The following is a 20,399-nucleotide window of genomic DNA, read 5'->3' on the forward strand; positions in this document are numbered from 1 at the left end:
GTATGCAACTCAGCGACGAAGAAGAAGATTATAACTTATCTCTATCCAAATTTGAGTCTATGTTAAAAACTAACAAAGTACTCTTTTTTGACTCTGAAGAATTTGAAGAAATTATACTTCATTATCTCGATACAGGTAAGGCTGCATTAGCGAAAAAAGCGCTAAAACTGGCATTGGACCAACACCCTAAGTCTACCGGCTTAAAACTCGTTCAGGTTGAAATGCTGGTTTATGATGATAAATTGGATATAGCCGAGAAATTACTCAATGAACTGTATGCCATAGAACCGCATAATGAAGAAATTTATATTCAAAAGGCTAACATTTACTCTAAAAGAGACCAACATGAAAAAGCCGTTGAATTACTAAAAATTGCTTTACAATACACCGATGATTATGCCGATGTGTATAATTTAATTGGAATGGAATACTTGTTCATGGATAATTTAGAAGCAGCCAAAGAAAGCTTTATAAAATGTCTGGAAGAAGATCCTGAAGATCAATCCGCCTTATACAATGTAGTTTATTGCTATGAATTTCTGGATCAAAATAACGAAGCAATAACTTTTTTAGACGAGTATATAGAGAAAAACCCATACAGTGAAATTGCATGGCATCAAAAAGGACGTTTGCATTATGGTTTGAAAGATTATGAAAATGCCATTCGTGCCTTTGAATACGCTACACTTATTGACGATGAATTCCTGGGTGCTTTTATGGAAAAAGCCAAGGCATTAGAACGCTTAGGGAAATATGACGAAGCTATTGAAAATTACAATAGAACCATCGAATTAGAAGATGCTACCTCTTATGCCCTGCTTCGAATAGGTAAATGTTATGAAAAATTAGGTAACAAAGTTTTAGCACTTAAATTCTATAACGAAACTGTTCATGAAGATCCCTTATTAGACAAGGGCTGGATTGCTATTACCGACTTCTATTTACGTGAACAAAACTTTCAAAAAGCCTTGTTTTTTGTAAACAAAGCTTTAGCTATTGACAATCAAAATCGATTGTACTGGAAAAGATATGCTTCTATCAACAAACAAATGAACTTCTTTGAAGAAGCTGAATTTGGTTATCGAAAAGCAGTCGAATTTGGGGATACTGAATTAGACACCTGGTTATTCTGGGTGGACATCCTTCAATTTTTAGGTGAATTTGAAAGTGCAATACACACCTTATTACAAGCCGGAGATTATTACCCTGAAGAAAATGAAATCGAATACCGTTTGACTGGGCTTTATTTTATGATTCACGACGATAGAAAAGCTAAAATTCATTTAAGCAATGCCCTCCGATTGAATTTTGACAACTATATCCTGATTGAAGACCTATTTCCTGTAGTTTGGGAGAAAAAAATGGTGCAGAATTATATTGAAAAACACAACAAACAATAATGACCAAAAATTCAAAAAAGCGCTTCGGACTACTGGGGCGCAATATCAGTTATTCCTTTTCAAAAGGACATTTTACAACAAAATTCGAAAAAGAAAAACTTCAGAACTACACCTATGAAAATTTTGATATTCAGGAAATCAGCGCATTTCCTGAAATCATCAAAAATACCGACCATTTGAGTGGTTTAAATGTTACTATTCCCTATAAAGAAGATGTAATACCCTATTTAGACAAGCTTTCTAAAAAGGCTAAAAAAATTGGTGCTGTAAACACCATCAAATTCACCAAAAAAGGCAAATTAAAAGGCTACAACACCGATTACTTTGGTTTTTTAAAATCCTTAGAACCTTTGTTAAAACCGCATCATAAAAAAGCGCTGATTCTAGGAACCGGAGGCGCTTCAAAAGGAGTCGCTTTTGCATTGGAAGAATTAGGCATCGAATACCTTTTTGTTTCCAGAAAAGCTTCCGAAAAAGCCATTGATTACAGCCAAATCAATACCGAAACGTTCAAAGAATACCAAATCATTATCAATTCAACACCAATAGGCACCAGCCCAAATATAGAAGCCTGTCCTGAGATTCCTTATGAATTATTTACCGATAAGCACATTGCTTACGACTTAATCTACAATCCGGCTGAAACCCAATTTTTAAAAAATGCCAAAGCACGTGGCGCTCAAATAAAAAACGGTTTAGACATGCTTATTTTTCAAGCCGAAAAAGCCTGGGAAATTTGGAACAAATAAATTACTTTTTAAAAGTTACCCATAACTACACTTCGGGTATAATTGTAAATTTTACATTAAAAATTACAGTTATACCCGATTTGGCATTATTTATGAGTCAAAGCATTAAAAAATCATTTTTTACAATAACTTATGAATTTTAAAAAATTCCTGTTCCTGTTAAGCACTTTTGCTTTATTTACTTCCAATACTTTTGCCGAAGTAACACTCCCCAAAATTTTGGGTCATAATATGGTTTTGCAACAAAAGAAAAAAGTTGCAATTTGGGGAACAGCAGCACCAAACGAAAAAATAGCTGTTGCTTTTGCCGGACAAATAAAAACTACAATTGCCGACAATAAAGGAAACTGGTCCCTAAAACTAAATCCGATGCAGGCATCATTCACGCCACGCGAAATGACCATCAAAGGGACAAACACAATTGTATTAAAAAACATATTGGTTGGCGAAGTTTGGCTTTGCTCAGGTCAATCCAATATGGAATATGCCTTGCGAAAATACAGTGATTATAAAAACCTGCCTGAAGGAAGCCGCCCACCGGAAGACGACTTAAACACTGCCAGTAATGCTAATATCCGCATTTTTCTGGACCGTAGAAAATATATGGATCCCAGTCCGGAACATCTGGGTTGGGACACCGCTATCGGGCGTCCTTTGGTAGATTTTTCGGCTGTGGCTTATTATTTTGCCAAAGATTTGTACAGCAAATTACATGTCCCTGTCGGAATGATTTCTGCAGCCGTTCCCGGTAGCCGCATTGAACCCTGGATTCAGGCTTCTAAACTGGAAACAGAACCGAAACTAAAAAACGGCAAAATCCTAGATAAATTAAAAGCTGATGATGGCGATACAGGTAAATTTTACAACACTATGATACAGCCACTCATCCCTTACACCCTGCAAGGTATATTATGGTATCAGGGAGAATCCCATTGTTTTTTAGGCGAAAACATCCGTTATGCCTATAAATTCAAAACCCTAATCGAGAGTTGGCGTAAGGACTGGCAAGACAAAAAAATGCCCTTCTATTTTGTGCAAATTGCACCTTACAATTATTCGGTGACAAAAGACCGACCGTTAAGCACTGAAAATCTTCCTGAATTTTGGGAAGCACAGGCTTTGCTCCTACATCTTAAAAATACCGCCTTAGTTAGCATTACCGATTTAGTAGACAATATCACCGACTTGCACCCCAGAAACAAATGGGAAATTGGTCGTCGATTAAGTTTGCTGGCAGCCAACAAGACTTATGGACAGCAAAATATAGTTTACTCCGGACCTGTTTACCAAAAAATGAAAATTGTAAACAATAGCATCGAAATTACTTTTTCAAACACAGGAAGCGGATTAAGCAGTCGTGATGGCAAACCTCTTAGCTGGTTTAGTATAGCCGGAGCCGATGGCAAATATGTTCCGGCAATAGCCGAAATAAAAAACAATAAAATAGTTGTTTCCGCTCCTCAGGTCCAACATCCCTATTCGGTACGTTTTGGCTGGAACGAAGCAGCCCAATCTAATTTTATCAACAAAGAAGGACTTCCTGCTGTACCTTTTAGAACTGATAATCCCTGGGAAAAACTTTTTTAATAAAATCAATACTCTCAAAACTAAAAATCCCATTTTGACATCCGTTCTAAATGGGATTTTTTTATGTAAAAATGAAGCAAAATAAACGATTCATCACCGCATAATTTCTAAATTGACAATTCTTCAATCTAACTAAAAATCAACTATATTTACTATCCATCAAATAGTGAATTATGAGAAAAATATTTTTTAGTACACTACTTTTATTCCTTTGTTTGTTTTCCAAAGCACAGGAAAAAATCCCTTATCATTCCCTCGACCCCAAAAACCCTATTCAATTTACAGGAAAAGCAATTATCTATAAAGGGAAAACAATTCCGCTAAGTCCAAAAGCTTTTTTTATTGATGCCCAATTGAGCGATGCCCAAGTCGCAAAATATCCATACGTTTATAATACGATAAACGAAGCAAGCAAGCACCTTACAAATGGTATAGAAAGCGCTCCTATGACCTTATATATTGCTCCCAATGTCTATTGGATCGACAATCCCGATGATCCTGAAATTAGAAAACCCGAAGGCAATGCAACTGTTCCTTATGGATTAATCATCAAATGCGAATGGTTGCGATTTTATGGTCTCAGCGACAATCCCGAAAATGTAGTACTGGCTGCTAATCGGGGACAAACCATCGGCGCTGTTGGGAATTTTACCCTTTTTAAATTCACAGGACAAGGCACCAGTTCTGAGAATATCACTTTTGGAAATTATTGCAATGTAGACCTCAACTATGCTTTAAAACCAACACTCAACAGAACAAAGCGTGCTTCGGCAATTGTTCAGGCACAGCTCATTCATTGCGATGGCGATAAAATTGTGGCTCGCAACACAAGATTTATCAGCCGTCTTAATCTTTGTCCGTTTGTGGGTGGCAAGCGTGTTCTTTTTGACCGTTGCCATTTTGAATCAACTGACGATGCCTTATGCGGAACAGCAGTCTATCTCAATTGTAGTTTGGATTTTTATAGTTCCAAACCTTTTTATTCGACTCAAGGCACAGGAGCCGTTTTCTTAAATTGTGACATTAAATCTTTTACTAATGGCAATCAGTTTTTCACCAAAGCCAACGGACAATTAGCAGTTGTTGACACCCGATTTACAGCCAATAATATCAGCTATTTAGGATGGAATGACAATCTCCCAAAAGAAACCCGAAATTACCAATACCAGGTCAGCATCAACAAAGAAGCTGTTTTGATCGAAAAAAATAATCCGGCTGCTACCGTGGACATGAGCAATTTGAACGTTCTAAACGCCTATCGCTTTAATTACAATGGAAAAACCATTTACAACACCTACAATCTCTTAGCCGGTAATGACGATTGGGATCCAATGCAAATTAAAAGCATCGTACTACTTGCCGAAAAAGAACAACAACAAAAATTCAGCTTTCTCCCTACCCAACTATTAATTAGTCCTTCCAAAATTTCGATAGAAACTAACAAAGGCAAAGCCATCTTAAAAGCTACAGTCAATCGTTTTGGTAATTATGAATTAAAAGGCGAAAAAATAACATGGTCTGTAGACGACAAAAACAAAGCAATCCTAAGCCTAAATCCGAATGAAGACGGAAGCGAATGCGAAATAACCCCTAACAATACCAACGACGAAATTAGCACCGTAATTATCACGGCAAAAACAGCTTCAGGTCTGGAAGCCGCTTCAGTTATTTATGTGGCTCCGCCAAAACTAGCAAGTCCTAAATTTGTTCAGGAACCACAACTTTCGAAAATCGATAACGGAATCCTAAAATTGCAATACCAAATTGAAAATTCTTTTAAAGACCAAAGCCAAATCAGTTGGTATCGCTGTACCGACAACAAAGGAAACCATCCAATTGAAATTGCTGTGTCAAGAAATACTATTCCCTTGGTTGAATACCCGCTAACTATTGCCGATGCGGGCTATTACATAATGGCTTCGGTTGCACCAAAAAATATTCGCAGTGATGCCAGAAAAGCTTTTACAGTAATAACTCCAAAACCAATTACAACAAAAGACATCACGGCTGACAAAAATATTCTTCTGACTAATTTTAAAAATAGTTCAACAAAAAATCAACTGGAAATTATTCCGGGTTTCTGGACTTTTAAGCCATTCGAAACAGAAGATAAAAACAATACAATTCTAAAAGATGCCTGGTATTATGGTGAAGGCATTGATGGTGCAGCCAATAAGGTCGGTCTTTTACAAACGGGACGTAGTGCTACGCTGCTTTATACGCCAATTGAAGGCAACTATACCAATATGAAATTCAACCTTAGCGTTACTCCTTTTAAAACTGCAGGACAAGGTTTTAGTGTTGCCCATATGTATATAGATATACTTATAAAATACAATACCAAAACTGGCAGTGGCTATGCCTTGCGCCTCATTAGAACTACAAAACACCATGATGCTGTAGACTGCATTTTATTAGAATACAAAAGCGGTATTCCGACTGAAATAAGTGCGCCCATAACAACTAATGCTTTTAAAGGAACATGTTCCATCAATATTGAAGTAATCGCAAATCAACTAATCGCAAAAATAACTAATGCTGATTCCAACATGAATGCGAAAATCTCAGACAATGTATTTCCCGAAGCTAATTTAAAAGCAACTATCAATCCTAATAATTGGGGCGGTTTAGGAATACTTTACAACGGCGGTTCGCCAACAATGATAAATGCAATAAAGGCAGAATGGAAGTAAAACTTCGCCAAAATTAAAAGCACAAAAAAAGCCTCTTCTTTCGAAGAGGCTTTTACTTTTGGGTGGATGATGGGGTTCGAACCCACGACCCTCGGCACCACAAACCGATGCTCTAACCAGCTGAGCTACAACCACCATTTGTTTGCTTGTTTGCGGTGGCAAAGATACAACAGAATTCCAGTTCTCCAAACATTTTTTTTAAAAAAATTAAAAAAAATTACAGCAAATTATCTAAACTACTGACAGCCAAACACCTTTCAACTGTAAATCCTTCGGCATAATCTAAGCCAACTAACCTTCCCAAGTCTCTGGAACGGTAATTTAAGCTCTCAAAAAAGTTTTTTGAGGTAATTGGCGATTCAGGTTCGTCAGAATTAGGGTCGTAAAATTGTGATCGATAAGCTAAAATAGCCTCTATTTTCTTTTCGGTAAATCCTGTAATATCCACTACAAAATCCGGTTCGATATTCTTCCATTGGATGTAATGATACACCACCTTAGGTCGCCAAGCAATTTGTTGCTCCCCTTCCAACTCAGTTTCAATTTTCATTAAACCTGATAAAAAACAAGCATCCGAAACCAATTTACTTCCTTTACCATGATCAATATGACGGTCGTCTATAGCATTGCACAAAACGATATCAGGACGGTACTTACGAATCATTTTTATAACTTCGAGTTGGTGCTTTTCGTCATTTACAAAAAAACCATCTTTCATATTCAGATTCTCTCTTATTGAGATTCCTAAAATTTGTGCCGCAGCACTGGCCTCCTGATCTCTGATTTCAGCCGAACCACGAGTTCCTAATTCACCTCTGGTCAAATCGACAATACCTACTTTTTTCCCTAAGGAAACTTCTTTTAAAATAGTCCCTGCACAACCTAATTCTACATCATCGGGATGCGCTCCAAACGCTAATATATCTAGTTTCATAATTTAATTTTCTAACAACTTATTTTGTAGTTTTTTTGAAACGCAGATTAAAGAAATACTAGAAATTAAAAAATAATTTAATATCAAAATCTTCTGAATTCATTCAAAATCTATGATTATTTCTCAAATTTCTCTAATCTGTGTTCCTTTTTTAGACATCCATTTAGAACCTTAGACTTCAAAGCACATTTTTCATCGTCATGGATTTATTGACACTTTCATCCCATTCTTTCTCCGGAACACTTTCTTTAGTAATCCCACATCCCATATATAAATGCGCCTTCTTATCCTTTATTTGCATACAGCGTAAATTAACATACAAATCGGATTTTTGTTTTTTCTCTGCAAAATCCTTTTTGTTTAATTCACCTAAAAAGCCTGTGTAATATTCCCTGTCATAGCTTTCATTTTCTAAAATAAAATCTTTAGCCGCTTGTTTTGGCAAACCGCAAACTGCCGGAGTTGGATGTAAAACTGAAACTACCTGATTTAATTTGGATTCTTTATTAATCACCCCTTCAATATCAGTTTTAATATGCAGTACATTTCCCGCCTGAACAGTGTATGGACTGGAAATGGCCACTTCAGAAGTCAAACCTTTCAAATTTTCTAATATAAAATCAGTAACATATTGTTGTTCTTCAACTTCTTTTTGTTCCCAGATCACATCGGTTTTCCCTTCAAAATTTTGTGTTCCGGCCAATGCCATGGTACAAAACTTTTTCCGACTGGCTTTTAGCAATCGCTCCGGTGTAGCCCCCATCCACAAACCAATTTTTGGATGGTACCAACAATAACAAAAAACACCAGGAAAACGCTGTATTAATCTTGTAAAAACGGTAACCAAATCAAAATCAGGTACGTCTAAAATTTCTTTTCGGGACAAAACAACCTTTTTCAATTCTCCTTTTTGAATGGAATCTATAGCTTTCTGAATTAAATTTTCAAAATGCATTTTTCCCTGTTGATTTTCTTCAGTTATCAACCCAATAGTATGATTCTCTTCGAAAGAATCAATTTCTGATTCCCAAATAACCGATTGATTTTTTGGAATCAATATCATCTGATTACCATTAAAAGGTGCAAAAACAAAACCCGTTTCATCTAAAGTTTCGGCAAAATACAAATGATCATTTTTTTGAAAAAAACCTCTCACCTCAGTTTTATAAGGCTTACTATAAATAACAAAAGGCAAATTTTGAGCTTCCTGTTGTTTCACTTTTATAAAAAAATCAATCATACACAGTTATGTTATATTAAGGTTTATTTATCCAAATAAAATTTAGTCTTTTTTCTTTCTTTTAGGCAAAACCATATTGGTCAATTTGCAAAGCGAAATCAGATTATCTCTTTCATCAACAATACGAATCTCCCAAAGATGAATACTAGCTCCCTGATGAATTATTTTTGCTGTTGCAGTAACGACGCCTTCTCTTTTGGATTTTAAATGATTGGCTGAAATTTCTATTCCACGAACCTCACTAACTTCAGGATTAATAAATATAAAAGAAGCTGCACTACCCACACTTTCGGCTAATGCTACTGTAGCACCACCATGCAACAACCCCATCGGTTGATGGACTCTGGGATTAACAGGCATTTTAGCTACCAGAAAACCTTCGCCTGCATCAATATACTCTATATTCAAGGTTTCCATCAAAGTATTTTTCGAAATACGATTACAGTATTCCAGTATTTTTTCCTTATCAAATGTCATAATTCTATTTTAATCGATTGTAAAAATAAAGAAAAGAAAAGATACAATCTGCTAAAATAAGCTGCTTATTCTACTAAACTTTTAAAAATACAATCCCAACCAATAAGATTTTTTCTATTTTTACAAAAAAACAAAAACAATGCGTCCTTTTTCGCTACTTTTTATCTTTACATTTTTAATAACTATCTGTTCCTGTCGTTCCGATTTCTCTACTGTTCCCAGTTCCGGAAAATTGGCTTTTTCAAGAGACACTGTTTTTCTGGATACTGTTTTTTCTACTATCAGTTCGAGTACTTACTTATTAAAAGTTTACAATCACAGCAAAAACGACATCAACATCCCAACAATTCAGTTTAGCAAAGGTTTAAATTCTAAATACCGCATGACTGTTGACGGCATGCAAGGCGAAAACAATAAAATTTTCAATAATGTGGTTCTTCTGGCCAAAGACAGCCTGTACGTTTTTATAGAAACCACTCCCAACATTGCCGATGCAAATCCCGATGATTTTTTATACGAAGACACTATCGAATTTGACAGCGGCAATAATTTACAAAAAGTAACCTTACTTACCCTTGTTAAAGACGCTATATTTCTTTATCCCAAACGCTTAAACAATAATAAAACTGAAACAGTCACTTTTGACAACACCGAATTAAATGGCTTTTATTTGGACGAAAATGATCCTGTCAACGGTAACGAACTGCATTTTACCAATCAAAAATCGTATGTCATTTATGGCTATGCCACCGTTCCCGAAGGGAAAAAAGTAATTTTTGATGCCGGAAGCCGGGTTTATTTCCATGCTAATTCAGGCTTAATTATACCACAATCAGCCAGTTTAGAATGCAATGGAAGTATTTCAACTACCAGCAAACAAGAAAACGAGGTCATTTTTGAAGGCGATCGTCAGGAAGCCGATTATGCCAATATCCCCGGACAATGGGCAACAATCTGGCTACGTGATGGAAGTACAAACCACAACATAAACCATCTAACGATAAAAAACGCTACTATCGGACTTAAAATTGACGGTCACGATCAAAGCACTTGTACTATAAAAAACAGTCAGATTTACAACAGCTCTAATTATGGGATTCTGGCTCAAAATGCAAAAATAGCAGGCGAAAATATCGTTATAAATTCAGCCGGAAAAGCGGCTTTAGCCTGTACATACGGAGGAAATTATCTATTCACTCACTGTACTTTTAATAACTATTGGAACGGAGTCTCACAAACGACTTTAAGTATCAGCAATTACAAAACAGCTGCCAATCCTGAAATCATGGCTTTAACTCAGGCTACTTTTAACAACTGTATTATTTACGGTGCTTATTCGAATGAACTTAATTTAGACAAGAATGCATCAGCACTTTTTGAATACCAATTCAATAATTGTTTATTAAAAGACGAAACAAACAGCAGCAATCCTTTGTATAATTTTGATGATAACACCCATTATAAAAACATCATTACCAACCAAAACCCTCATTTTTTGGACATTGCAAAAAACAAACTCAATATTAACAATACTTCTGCCGCTTTCGCAAAAGGAAATCCGGCTTATTTAATTCCGCTGGACATTAATGGAAAAACCAGAACACTTCCACCAGATTTAGGTGCTTACCAAAGTATGCCTTTTCCTGAATAAAATTTAATGTCCGGTTCTGAAATTACGATACAAGAATCCTAACAAATCAACAACAAGCGATATTCCCCTTCATTTTCCTTTGGAGCTCTATGAATACAAGGCAAGACTTTTTGCTCAGGATGATCAACCGCTAGTCGCCATAAATTTCCTAAACCTAAATTAATGGGTTCAGAATCGACTTTAGCCTGATAATGCAAATCAAAATAATTTTCTTTTAAAAAATCTTCGAATTCTTCCTCAGGACCATCGTGCAACTCCTGTAACTTGTTTCTAACTTCAGGAATTAGAATTTTCTGAACTGCCTGATCATTCGGAATAATATCACTCGCTGCCCCATAATAGGTACATAAAAAAGTATCTGTAGCAACAGGAGAACGATCTACATGATAGGAATACACATCGGTTGAAATAAAATCAAATTCATCATCACGTTCATAACATTTCAATAAATTCAAGGATGGCGAAGCGCCAAAATTAGTCAACAATTGCAAATCATTCAGAATAATTTCTCTGGCCAAATTCCCTTTTTCAGACAATTGGAGCGCCAATAAATCATCTGAAGAAACCTCTGTTATGTTCTCTTTTAACTGTAATTGATTCACAATTTCTTTAAAATCACCCTCTAAATTTCGAAACCAGCACAAAGCATTAGTCATACCTTCAAATTCAGTATTAACAAGTGCTAAAAAAGAGCTAACCTCCCCTATTTGATTACTGTTTGAAAACATAACAACGTAATTTTAAAATCTTTGAAAATCATTTTTAATGACTACAAAATTACTGATTTGTATAAGTTTTAAGAATTTTTCAAAAACAAAAAAAACGTAAAAAACAGCCTCCTTATTACCGCTTTAAAAAGTCATTTTTACACTTGTTCGTACTGTTTTTTTAACCTAAATTTGCAGCGTTAATTGAACAACTTATACATTTACGATGATTCATTTCTTTGAAAACCAAAGCAACGCAATTTTTGCCGTACAAACTCAAGGCGAAATTTCGGCTCAAGATATTTCTAAACTGAACTGGCTTTTTGCCAATGCAAATAAAATAGAGAAATCCGTATTGACGGATTTTTTTGTTGGTCCTCGTGCAACGATGATTACACCCTGGAGTACCAATGCGGTGGAAATCACGCAAAACATGGGAATTGAAGGAATCATTCGTATCGAAGAATTCTACAAAGCATCTGAAGATTTCACTGATTTCGACCCAATGCTTTCTCAAAAATACACCGAATTAAATCAGGATATTTTTACCATCAATATTCAACCGGAACCAATTTTGGAAATTGACGATATTGACGGATACAACAAACAGGAAGGTTTAGCTTTAAGCTCGGAAGAAGTAGAATACTTAGATAATTTGGCTACCAAATTAGGAAGAAAACTAACGGATTCTGAAATATTTGCTTTCTCTCAGGCCAATTCAGAGCACTGCCGTCACAAGATTTTCAACGGAACTTTCGTAATTGACGGAGAAGAAAAAGAAACTTCTCTTTTCAAATTAATCAAAAAAACATCTCAGGAAAACCCTAACGATATCGTTTCGGCTTACAAAGATAACGTAGCCTTTTTAAAAGGACCTAAAGTAACACAGTTTGCACCAAAAAGCGCTGACAAAGCCGATTTCTACGAAACTAAAGAATTTGATTCTGTAATATCATTAAAAGCAGAAACACATAACTTCCCTACTACTGTGGAGCCTTTCAATGGAGCTGCTACAGGTTCAGGAGGTGAAATTCGTGACCGTTTAGCAGGAGGTCAAGGTTCTCTTCCATTAGCGGGAACTGCGGTTTATATGACTTCTTACTCTCGTTTAGAGGAAGAAAGACCTTGGGAAAAAGCTGTTGAAGAAAGAAAATGGCTTTACCAAACGCCAATGGATATCTTAATCAAGGCTTCAAACGGAGCTTCAGATTTTGGAAATAAATTTGGTCAACCGCTCATCACAGGTTCGGTATTGACTTTCGAACATGAAGAAGATGCCCGCAAAATTGGTTACGACAAAGTAATCATGCAGGCAGGTGGAATTGGTTACGGAAAATTAGATCAGGCTATCAAACACAAACCACAGGAAGGAGATAAAATTGTCATTCTTGGTGGAGAAAACTACCGTATTGGTATGGGGGGTGCTGCAGTTTCTTCGGCAGATACCGGAGCTTTTGGTTCAGGAATTGAATTAAATGCTATTCAACGTTCTAACCCTGAAATGCAAAAACGTGCCGCTAATGCCATTCGTGGATTAGTAGAAAGCGATAACAACCCAATTGTTTCTATTCACGATCACGGTGCGGGTGGACACCTGAACTGTCTTTCGGAATTAGTAGAAGAAACAGGAGGTTTGATCGACTTAGACAAATTACCTGTGGGTGATCCTACTCTTTCGGCTAAAGAAATTATTGGTAACGAATCTCAGGAAAGAATGGGATTAGTTATTGGTCAAAAAGATATTGATACTTTACAAAGAATCGCTGAAAGAGAGCGCGCTCCTATGTATCAGGTGGGTGATGTAACTAATGATCATCGTTTTACTTTCGAATCAAAAACTACTGGTGAAAAACCAATGGATTATGCTTTGGAAGATTTCTTTGGAAGTTCACCAAAAACGGTTATTACCGACACTACTGTTGATTACAAATATTCAGAATTAGAATACGACAAAAAAAACATAGCTACTTATTTAGAAAACGTGCTTCAACTGGAAGCTGTAGCCTGTAAAGACTGGCTGACAAATAAAGTGGACCGTTGTGTAAGCGGAAGAGTAGCTAAACAACAATGTGCCGGACCATTACAATTGCCGTTAAACAATGTTGGGGTTATGGCTTTAGATTACAATGGAAAAGAAGGTATTGCTACCTCTATAGGTCATTCGCCGGTAGCGGCTTTAGTAGATGCTGCGGCTGCCAGCCGTACCGCTATTGCTGAATCATTGTCAAATATCATCTGGGCTCCGATTAAAGACGGAATCAAAGGAATTTCATTATCGGCTAACTGGATGTGGGCTTGTAAAAACGAAGGTGAAGATGCCCGTTTGTATGAAGCTGTTCAGGCTTGTTCTGATTTTGCAATCGATTTAGGAATCAACATTCCAACCGGAAAAGATTCACTTTCGATGAAACAAAAATATCCAAATGATGAAGTAATTGCACCGGGAACGGTAATTATCTCAGCTGCCGGAAACTGTACTAACATTACTAAAGTTGTGGAACCTGTTTTACAAAAAAATGCAGGCTCGATTTACTACATCAATCTTTCTCAGGATAGTTTTAAACTGGGAGGTTCTTCTTTTGCTCAGATTTTGAACAAAATCGGAAACGAAGTTCCAACTATCAAAGATGCCGGATTCTTCAAAAAAGCATTCAATACCATTCAGGAATTAATCAATGAACGTCAAATTGTTGCTGGTCACGATATCGGAAGTGGTGGTTTAATCACAACTTTATTAGAAATGTGTTTTGCTGATGTAAACTTAGGAGCTAAAATTGACTTCTCTGTTTTTGAAGAGAAAGACATTATCAAATACCTTTTTGCCGAAAATATCGGAATTGTGTTCCAGGCTAAAGAAGATGCTGTTTTAGAAAGCAAATTAAACGCTAACGGAATTTCATTCTACAAACTGGGAACAGTAACTAACGAAGCTACATTAAACTTTGGTCCTTGCCAGTTAGACATCGCTAAATACAGAGACGTTTGGTTTAAAACTTCTTATTTATTAGACCAAAAACAATCTAAAAACGGAACTGCTAAAGAGCGTTTTGACAACTATAAAAACCAGCCTTTACAGTTTAAATTCCCTGCTCATTTTACAGGTAAGAAAACTGAAATCCCTGCTGGTCCAAGACCTAAAGCAGCTATCATCCGTGAAAAAGGATCTAACTCGGAGCGTGAAGTAGCTAATGCAATGTACATGGCCGGTTTTGATGTAAAAGACATCCACATGACCGATTTGATTTCGGGACGTGAAAATCTGGAAGACATTCAATTCATCGGAGCTGTTGGAGGATTCTCTAATTCTGATGTTTTAGGTTCTGCTAAAGGTTGGGCCGGAGCCTTCTTATACAACGAAAAAGCAAAAACGGCTTTAGAAAACTTCTTCAAACGTGAAGATACTTTATCTGTTGGAATCTGTAATGGTTGCCAGTTGTTTATGGAATTAGAATTAATTAATCCGGAACACGAAGTACACGGAAAAATGCTTCACAACAATTCTCATAAACACGAAAGCGGATTTACTTCGGTAACTATTCAGGAAAACAATTCTGTAATGTTGTCTTCATTAGCAGGTTCGACTTTAGGGGTTTGGGTTTCTCACGGAGAAGGAAAATTCAATTTACCTTATACTGAAGATCAATACCAAATTGTTGGTAAATACGGTTACGACAGCTATCCGGCTAATCCAAACGGATCGGCTTATAATACGGCTATGCTATGTGACAAAACAGGACGTCACTTAGTTATGATGCCGCATATTGAGCGTTCTTATTTCCCATGGAACTGGGCTCATTATCCGGATAACGGACAAAAAGACGAGGTTTCTCCATGGCACGAAGCATTTGTTAATGCAAGAAAATGGATTGAAAACAACTAATAATTCAGTTTTAAAATATAGAAAGCGTTCTCGAAAGGGAACGCTTTTTTTTGTGAGATAAATCTTTTTTATAAAATAATAAATCTTACATTTAGAAAATTAAAAATCTAATTTACCAACATGAAAAAACCACTCTTAATTTTAAGTTTCGCATTACTTTCCTTTACAACAAATGCTCAAAATCCAACTAAAACAGAAAAAATAAAACAATTACTTGAATTAAGTGGTTCAGGAAAAATGGGGATTCAGGTGATGGACCAAATGATGAGCAGTTTTAAAAGTTCTTACAGCGTAGTCAAACAGGAATTTTGGGAAGAATTTAAAAAAGAAATTAACCCGGATGATATTGAAAATATGATTTTACCAATTTATGATAAATATTACACCGAAGCTGATATTGATCAACTGACAGCTTTTTATAAATCACCAATTGGTAAAAAAATGATTCAGACAATGCCTTTGGTGATGCGGGAATCCATGGTTGCCGGACAAAACTGGGGAAAAGAAATTGCGACAAAAGTTTTAGCCAGGCTAAAAGAAAAAGGTTATTTGGAAAAGCAAAAGGAGCTAAAATAAATGTAACCCAGAAGGAAATGACTAAAAATTTGACGCTAATTCCATCCGAAAAAATGCAGGAGGTACTTTATAAGCTCTTCCTGAAATATAAATTTACCGATGCTAAAGCTAAATTAATGGCCGAAGTCTTTGCTGATAATTCTTTATCAGGTGTGAATTCTCATGGAATCAATCGTGTTTCTCCTTTTATTAAATATGTTGAAGAAGGTTTAGTAAAAAAAGATGCTGAAGCCGTGAAAGTAGAATCTTTTGGCAGTATCGAACGATGGGATGGCAACTTTGGTCCGGGTATCATTAATGCCCGAATTTGTACCAACCGGGCAATTGAATTAGCTAAATCACACGGAATGGGATTAGTTGCTTTACGCAATACTAATCATTGGATGAGAGGTGGCTCTTATGGTTGGCAGACTGCTGAGGCTGGTTGCATTTCAATTCTTTTTACCAATACAAAACCCAATATGCCACCTTGGGGAGCCAAAGAAAGCCGCTTAGGTAATAATCCATTTATTATATCAATCCCCAGAGCGGGAGGTCATATCGTATTAGACATGGCTATCTCTCAATTTTCTTTTGGGAAGATTAACGAGTATAAATTAAGAGGAGAACAACTTCCTTACCCTGGTGGTTGGGATGAAAACGACGAATTATCCAAAGATCCTGAAAAAATTCTGTCTAAAGAAAGAGGATTACCTATTGGATACTGGAAAGGTTCTGCCCTATCGATAGTTTTGGATATGCTGGCAACAATATTGTCTGCAGGAAATTCTACCTCTAAAATAGGCCTGAATGAACATGAAACCGGAATTTCTCAAATATTCCTTTGCATTTATCCTGAAATATTTCACGACCAGAATTTACAGGAAAAACTTCTGAATGAAATTATCGATTACACTCACAATGCAGAACCCATTGATTCTGAAAATAAAATTTATTATCCGGGAGAGCGGGCTTTACAAAACAAAGCCAAAAATCTGAAAGATGGAATTCCTGTAAGTAAGGAAATTTGGCAAAATGTAATAGAATTATTAGGCTAAAACTCGGACTTAATATTGTGTATAGAATTACAATTATTATCTTATATTCGTCACTCAAAAAAGTCTAATAAAATAAATAAAAATATGCCTACACCAGTTTCTGAATGTTTGTATTGCCAAGAAAACGAAACATTACATAACTTAATGATTAAAATCACCGACTTAAAAGTATCACAACTCTTCTTGTTTAAAGAGCAATCATACACTGGTCGTTTAAATGTTGTCTATAAAGATCACGGAGTTGAATTTCATGAATTAAGCGATGAACAACGCAATGCTTTCATGGACGATGTCGCTACAACTGCCAAAGCCATAGCTAAAGTGTTCAATCCGGATAAAATTAATTATGGTGCTTTTTCAGACAAGTTGTCTCATTTACACTTTCATATTGTTCCAAAATACAAAGATGGCTATGGTTTTGGGAGTGTTTTTGAAATGAACCCGGAAAAAGTAATGCTTTCAGATGCTGAATACGAAGCCGTAATTGAAAAAGTAAAAGCGGCGCTATAAAATCCTGCAACAGATTTACAAAACAGAATCCTCTTTTTAATTCAATTTAAAAAGAGGATTTTTTATTGATAGAAGACAAATTATCACAGATTTTAAAATATAATCCACGCTGCTTTTAGTATACTAAATTGAAACTTATATGGTCTTTAAATCATAAATAAAACATAGTGCAAAGCAAAAAACTTACATGACTTATATGTTTAAAAAATTTATTAAACGTAAAAATCTGTAACCACAAACAAACTCATTTCTGTATCTGTACTTGTTTTTTTGAAAACAATAGTTTTACAATATAAACATCAAAGTATGGAAACGATTCTAAAACAACAGCAAAACCTTAGCTTCAGAGCGGTTACTATCACTGATCTCAATGCCATAATTAGTCTTTACCAACAACAAAACACTTCTTTTACAGAGTCAAATTTGCAATTCAACCATCAGTTTGGGCTACCGCTTTATGTGGCCGAATGGGATAATGAAATTGTGGGCTATTCTTATGTTGCTGCAACTAATTCAGATGATTATTGCTTAAAAACAACTATTAATACTACTTTTTCAAATTATCCTATCAATGAACATTTAATACTGGAATCGGAGTTATTTTTTGAATCAGAATGGCAAAATGATTCTCTTAAAAAACTAAAAATGGCTATTGACCAATTGGTAAATTGGCTAAACAATTCAAAATCATAAAGCTTTATGGATACAGTTTAAAAATTAGTACATTTATAGGACACAAACAATTCCCTCATAAAATGCCCAGAGAAATTTTATATTTGAAAATTGCAAAAATAATCGAAGAGCAAATCGCATCCGGAACTTTACAAACAGGCGATAAAGTCCCTTCTATCCGTATGGTACAAAAAATCCACAACGTGAGTATCAATACGGTTAAACAGGCATTTTTAGAACTGGAAAGCAAATCTTTAATTGCATCTAAACCTAAATCAGGCTATTATGTCAGTCAGGCATTTAACACTAAATTAGGGCTTCCATCAATAAACAAGTTCAATTTATCCGATAAAGAAAAGACTCCTGAAGATTTAATTTCCAAGGTGTTCAATACTTTGAGCAACAAAGATTTCACACAATTTTCACTGGGAGTTGTGGATAAAAGCATGCTTCCCATTGCAAAACTGAACAAAGGAATAATAAAAGTATTACGAAATTTAGAAGACAGCGGAACAGCTTACGAACCGGCTCAGGGAAATATCAATTTGCGAAGAAATATAGCTAAATGGTCTTTTACCTGGGATGGCCATTTAAACGAGGACGATATTGTAACCACTTCCGGAACCTTGAATGCGCTCTTTTATTCTTTAATAACAGTGACTAATCCCGGAGATACGGTAGCTATTGAAAGTCCTGTGTATTTTGGTATTTTACAAATGATAAAATCATTAGGTTTACATATTATTGAACTTCCTACACATCCTGTTACAGGTGTCGCTATCGAAGATTTAAAAAAAGTACTGCCTAAAATAAAAGCCTGCTGTTTTGTGACTAATTTCAACAACCCGCTGGGCAGTTGCATACCGGAAGAAAACAAAAAAGAAATAGTTCGATTACTTACGCTACATAATATTCCTTTAATTGAAGATGATTTGTATGGTGATATTTTCTTTGGTACCAGCCGACCAAAACCCTGTAAAGCTTTTGACGAAGCTGGCATTGTCATGTGGTGCGGTTCGGTATCTAAAACCCTGGCGCCGGGTTATCGCGTGGGCTGGGTAGCTCCGGGGAAATTCAAAGATAAATTAATCCGACACAAACTATTGCATACCATGTCCAGTCCACCATTGTTTCAGGAAGTCATTGCTGATTTCATGGAGCATGGCCGATACGATCATCATTTAAGGTCGTTACGAAACACATTATATGCAAACTATTTACACTTTCAGCGTACTATAGAAAACTATTTTCCCGAAAACACCAAAATTTCAAAACCTCAAGGTGGCTTTGTACTTTGGTTAGAACTCGATCCGCGGATAGACACTGCCATTTTATACGATACCGCAGTACAACATAAAATAGGTTTTGCACCGGGAAGGATGTTTACCCAACACAATCAGTACAACAATTGTATGCGGTTAAATTTTGCCGTAAAATGGGATGAAAAAGTCGAAAACAGTCTAAAAAGATTAGGCACATTAATCAAACAACAATTAAAAAAATGAAAATATATCAAATCGATGCTTTTAGCAAAACCGTTTTCTCAGGAAATCCGGCTGCTGTTTGTCCGCTGGAAGAATGGTTAAGTGATACTATTATGCAAAAAATAGCTGCCGAAAACAATCTTGCCGAAACTGCCTTTTATGTCAAAAATGGTGATAACTACGAAATCAGATGGTTTACACCCAAGCTTGAAGTAGATCTTTGCGGACATGCCACACTAGCAGCTGCTTTTGTGTTGTTTCATTTCGAAAATTACAATACTAATCGCATCACTTTTTTCTCTCCCAGAAGCGGTGAATTAACCGTTACAAAAGAAGCCGATTTGTTATCCTTAAATTTCCCGGTCGATGTATTGGAACCTATCCCGTTAACTCCTCAAATGACAGATGGATTGAATGTAAAACCAATTCAGGCTTTTAAAGGAAAAACTGACTATATGCTTCTTTTTAATACTGAAGATGAAATCCTGAATTTAAATCCCGATTTTGAAAAACTTTCAAAACTGCAAGCCCGAGGTATCATTGTAACTGCCAAAGGGAACAACTCCGATTTTGTTTCCCGATTTTTTGCCCCGCAATCGGGAATTAATGAAGATCCGGTAACAGGTTCAGCTCATACTACACTCATCCCCTATTGGGCAAACGAATTGAATAAAACAAAATTATCGGCTATTCAGCTTTCGGAACGAAGAGGTTATTTAGATTGCGAACTGTTAGAAAACAGAGTTCGTATTAGCGGATATGCTAAGTGTTATTTAATTGGAACAATTTTCACACAATAAGA

Annotated in this window: 16 protein-coding genes and 1 tRNA gene; 12 read left to right on the forward strand and 5 right to left on the reverse strand. The window is 35.9% G+C overall.

What is annotated here, in order from left to right; all coding sequences use genetic code 11:
• Nucleotides 1-2: 2 nt before the first annotated feature.
• The 4 genes from BLR17_RS09615 to BLR17_RS09630 all read left to right on the forward strand — a co-directional run bounded on the left by BLR17_RS09615 (nt 3) and on the right by BLR17_RS09630 (nt 6,429).
• The gene (locus BLR17_RS09615; protein ID WP_066329961.1) at nt 3-1,400 is read left to right on the forward strand and encodes a tetratricopeptide repeat protein; all 1,398 of its coding nucleotides are present in this window, start codon (nt 3-5) and stop codon (nt 1,398-1,400) included.
• A complete protein-coding gene (locus BLR17_RS09620; RefSeq protein WP_066329651.1) occupies nt 1,400-2,149 on the forward strand; it encodes a shikimate dehydrogenase family protein in 750 nt (249 codons plus the stop codon). The genes BLR17_RS09615 and BLR17_RS09620 overlap by 1 nt, the downstream gene beginning before the upstream one ends.
• Before the next feature lie 132 nt (nt 2,150-2,281).
• Entirely contained in the window at nt 2,282-3,736 is a 1,455-nt protein-coding gene (locus tag BLR17_RS09625) for a sialate O-acetylesterase (protein WP_066329648.1), read from the forward strand.
• Nucleotides 3,737-3,909: 173 nt separating this feature from the next.
• Complete coding sequence (locus tag BLR17_RS09630) at nt 3,910-6,429, forward strand: hypothetical protein (protein WP_066329645.1); 2,520 nt, start codon at nt 3,910-3,912, stop codon at nt 6,427-6,429.
• A 61-nt stretch (nt 6,430-6,490) separates the two neighbouring features.
• Here the strand turns inward: BLR17_RS09630 and BLR17_RS09635 are convergent.
• The 4 genes from BLR17_RS09635 to BLR17_RS09650 all read right to left on the reverse strand — a co-directional run bounded on the left by BLR17_RS09635 (nt 6,491) and on the right by BLR17_RS09650 (nt 9,080).
• A tRNA-His gene (locus BLR17_RS09635) sits at nt 6,491-6,564 on the reverse strand.
• A gap of 82 nt (nt 6,565-6,646) precedes the next feature.
• On the reverse strand, nt 6,647-7,363 hold the full coding sequence (bshB1, locus tag BLR17_RS09640; RefSeq protein WP_066329643.1) for a bacillithiol biosynthesis deacetylase BshB1: 717 nt from the start codon (nt 7,361-7,363) through the stop codon (nt 6,647-6,649).
• A gap of 178 nt (nt 7,364-7,541) precedes the next feature.
• On the reverse strand, nt 7,542-8,603 hold the full coding sequence (locus BLR17_RS09645; protein ID WP_066329641.1) for an isochorismate synthase: 1,062 nt from the start codon (nt 8,601-8,603) through the stop codon (nt 7,542-7,544).
• A 42-nt stretch (nt 8,604-8,645) separates the two neighbouring features.
• On the reverse strand, nt 8,646-9,080 hold the full coding sequence (locus tag BLR17_RS09650; protein ID WP_066329638.1) for a PaaI family thioesterase: 435 nt from the start codon (nt 9,078-9,080) through the stop codon (nt 8,646-8,648).
• Nucleotides 9,081-9,219: 139 nt separating this feature from the next.
• Here BLR17_RS09650 and BLR17_RS09655 point away from each other — a divergent pair, with 139 nt between their 5' ends.
• The gene (locus BLR17_RS09655) at nt 9,220-10,731 is read left to right on the forward strand and encodes a hypothetical protein (RefSeq protein WP_066329635.1); all 1,512 of its coding nucleotides are present in this window, start codon (nt 9,220-9,222) and stop codon (nt 10,729-10,731) included.
• A 38-nt stretch (nt 10,732-10,769) separates the two neighbouring features.
• Here BLR17_RS09655 and BLR17_RS09660 read toward each other — a convergent pair whose 3' ends face one another.
• Nucleotides 10,770-11,459, reverse strand: coding sequence for a DUF1826 domain-containing protein (locus BLR17_RS09660; protein ID WP_066329633.1), 690 nt, complete (start codon nt 11,457-11,459; stop codon nt 10,770-10,772).
• A gap of 205 nt (nt 11,460-11,664) precedes the next feature.
• Here BLR17_RS09660 and purL point away from each other — a divergent pair, with 205 nt between their 5' ends.
• The 7 genes from purL (at nt 11,665) to BLR17_RS09695 (ending at nt 20,397) form a co-directional block, all read left to right on the forward strand.
• Nucleotides 11,665-15,318: a phosphoribosylformylglycinamidine synthase gene (gene purL, locus BLR17_RS09665; RefSeq protein ID WP_066329631.1), complete on the forward strand. Its 3,654-nt coding sequence runs from the start codon at nt 11,665-11,667 to the stop codon at nt 15,316-15,318.
• A 120-nt stretch (nt 15,319-15,438) separates the two neighbouring features.
• Entirely contained in the window at nt 15,439-15,894 is a 456-nt protein-coding gene (locus tag BLR17_RS09670; RefSeq protein ID WP_066329630.1) for a DUF2059 domain-containing protein, read from the forward strand.
• Between the two features lie 17 nt (nt 15,895-15,911).
• Nucleotides 15,912-16,931 (forward strand): 3-dehydro-L-gulonate 2-dehydrogenase, encoded by a 1,020-nt coding sequence (gene yiaK, locus BLR17_RS09675; protein ID WP_066329627.1) that lies wholly within the window; start codon nt 15,912-15,914, stop codon nt 16,929-16,931.
• An 84-nt stretch (nt 16,932-17,015) separates the two neighbouring features.
• Entirely contained in the window at nt 17,016-17,441 is a 426-nt protein-coding gene (locus BLR17_RS09680; protein WP_066329625.1) for an HIT family protein, read from the forward strand.
• A 306-nt stretch (nt 17,442-17,747) separates the two neighbouring features.
• Nucleotides 17,748-18,134: a GNAT family N-acetyltransferase gene (locus BLR17_RS09685; RefSeq protein WP_066329624.1), complete on the forward strand. Its 387-nt coding sequence runs from the start codon at nt 17,748-17,750 to the stop codon at nt 18,132-18,134.
• Between the two features lie 62 nt (nt 18,135-18,196).
• The gene (locus BLR17_RS09690; RefSeq protein WP_066329957.1) at nt 18,197-19,618 is read left to right on the forward strand and encodes an aminotransferase-like domain-containing protein; all 1,422 of its coding nucleotides are present in this window, start codon (nt 18,197-18,199) and stop codon (nt 19,616-19,618) included.
• Entirely contained in the window at nt 19,615-20,397 is a 783-nt protein-coding gene (locus tag BLR17_RS09695; RefSeq protein ID WP_066329621.1) for a PhzF family phenazine biosynthesis protein, read from the forward strand. Before BLR17_RS09690 ends, BLR17_RS09695 begins: the two co-directional genes overlap by 4 nt.
• The last annotated feature ends 2 nt before the right edge of the window (nt 20,398-20,399 follow it).

The sequence above is a fragment of the Flavobacterium glycines genome, assembly GCF_900100165.1.
GTDB classification, from domain to species: domain Bacteria; phylum Bacteroidota; class Bacteroidia; order Flavobacteriales; family Flavobacteriaceae; genus Flavobacterium; species Flavobacterium glycines.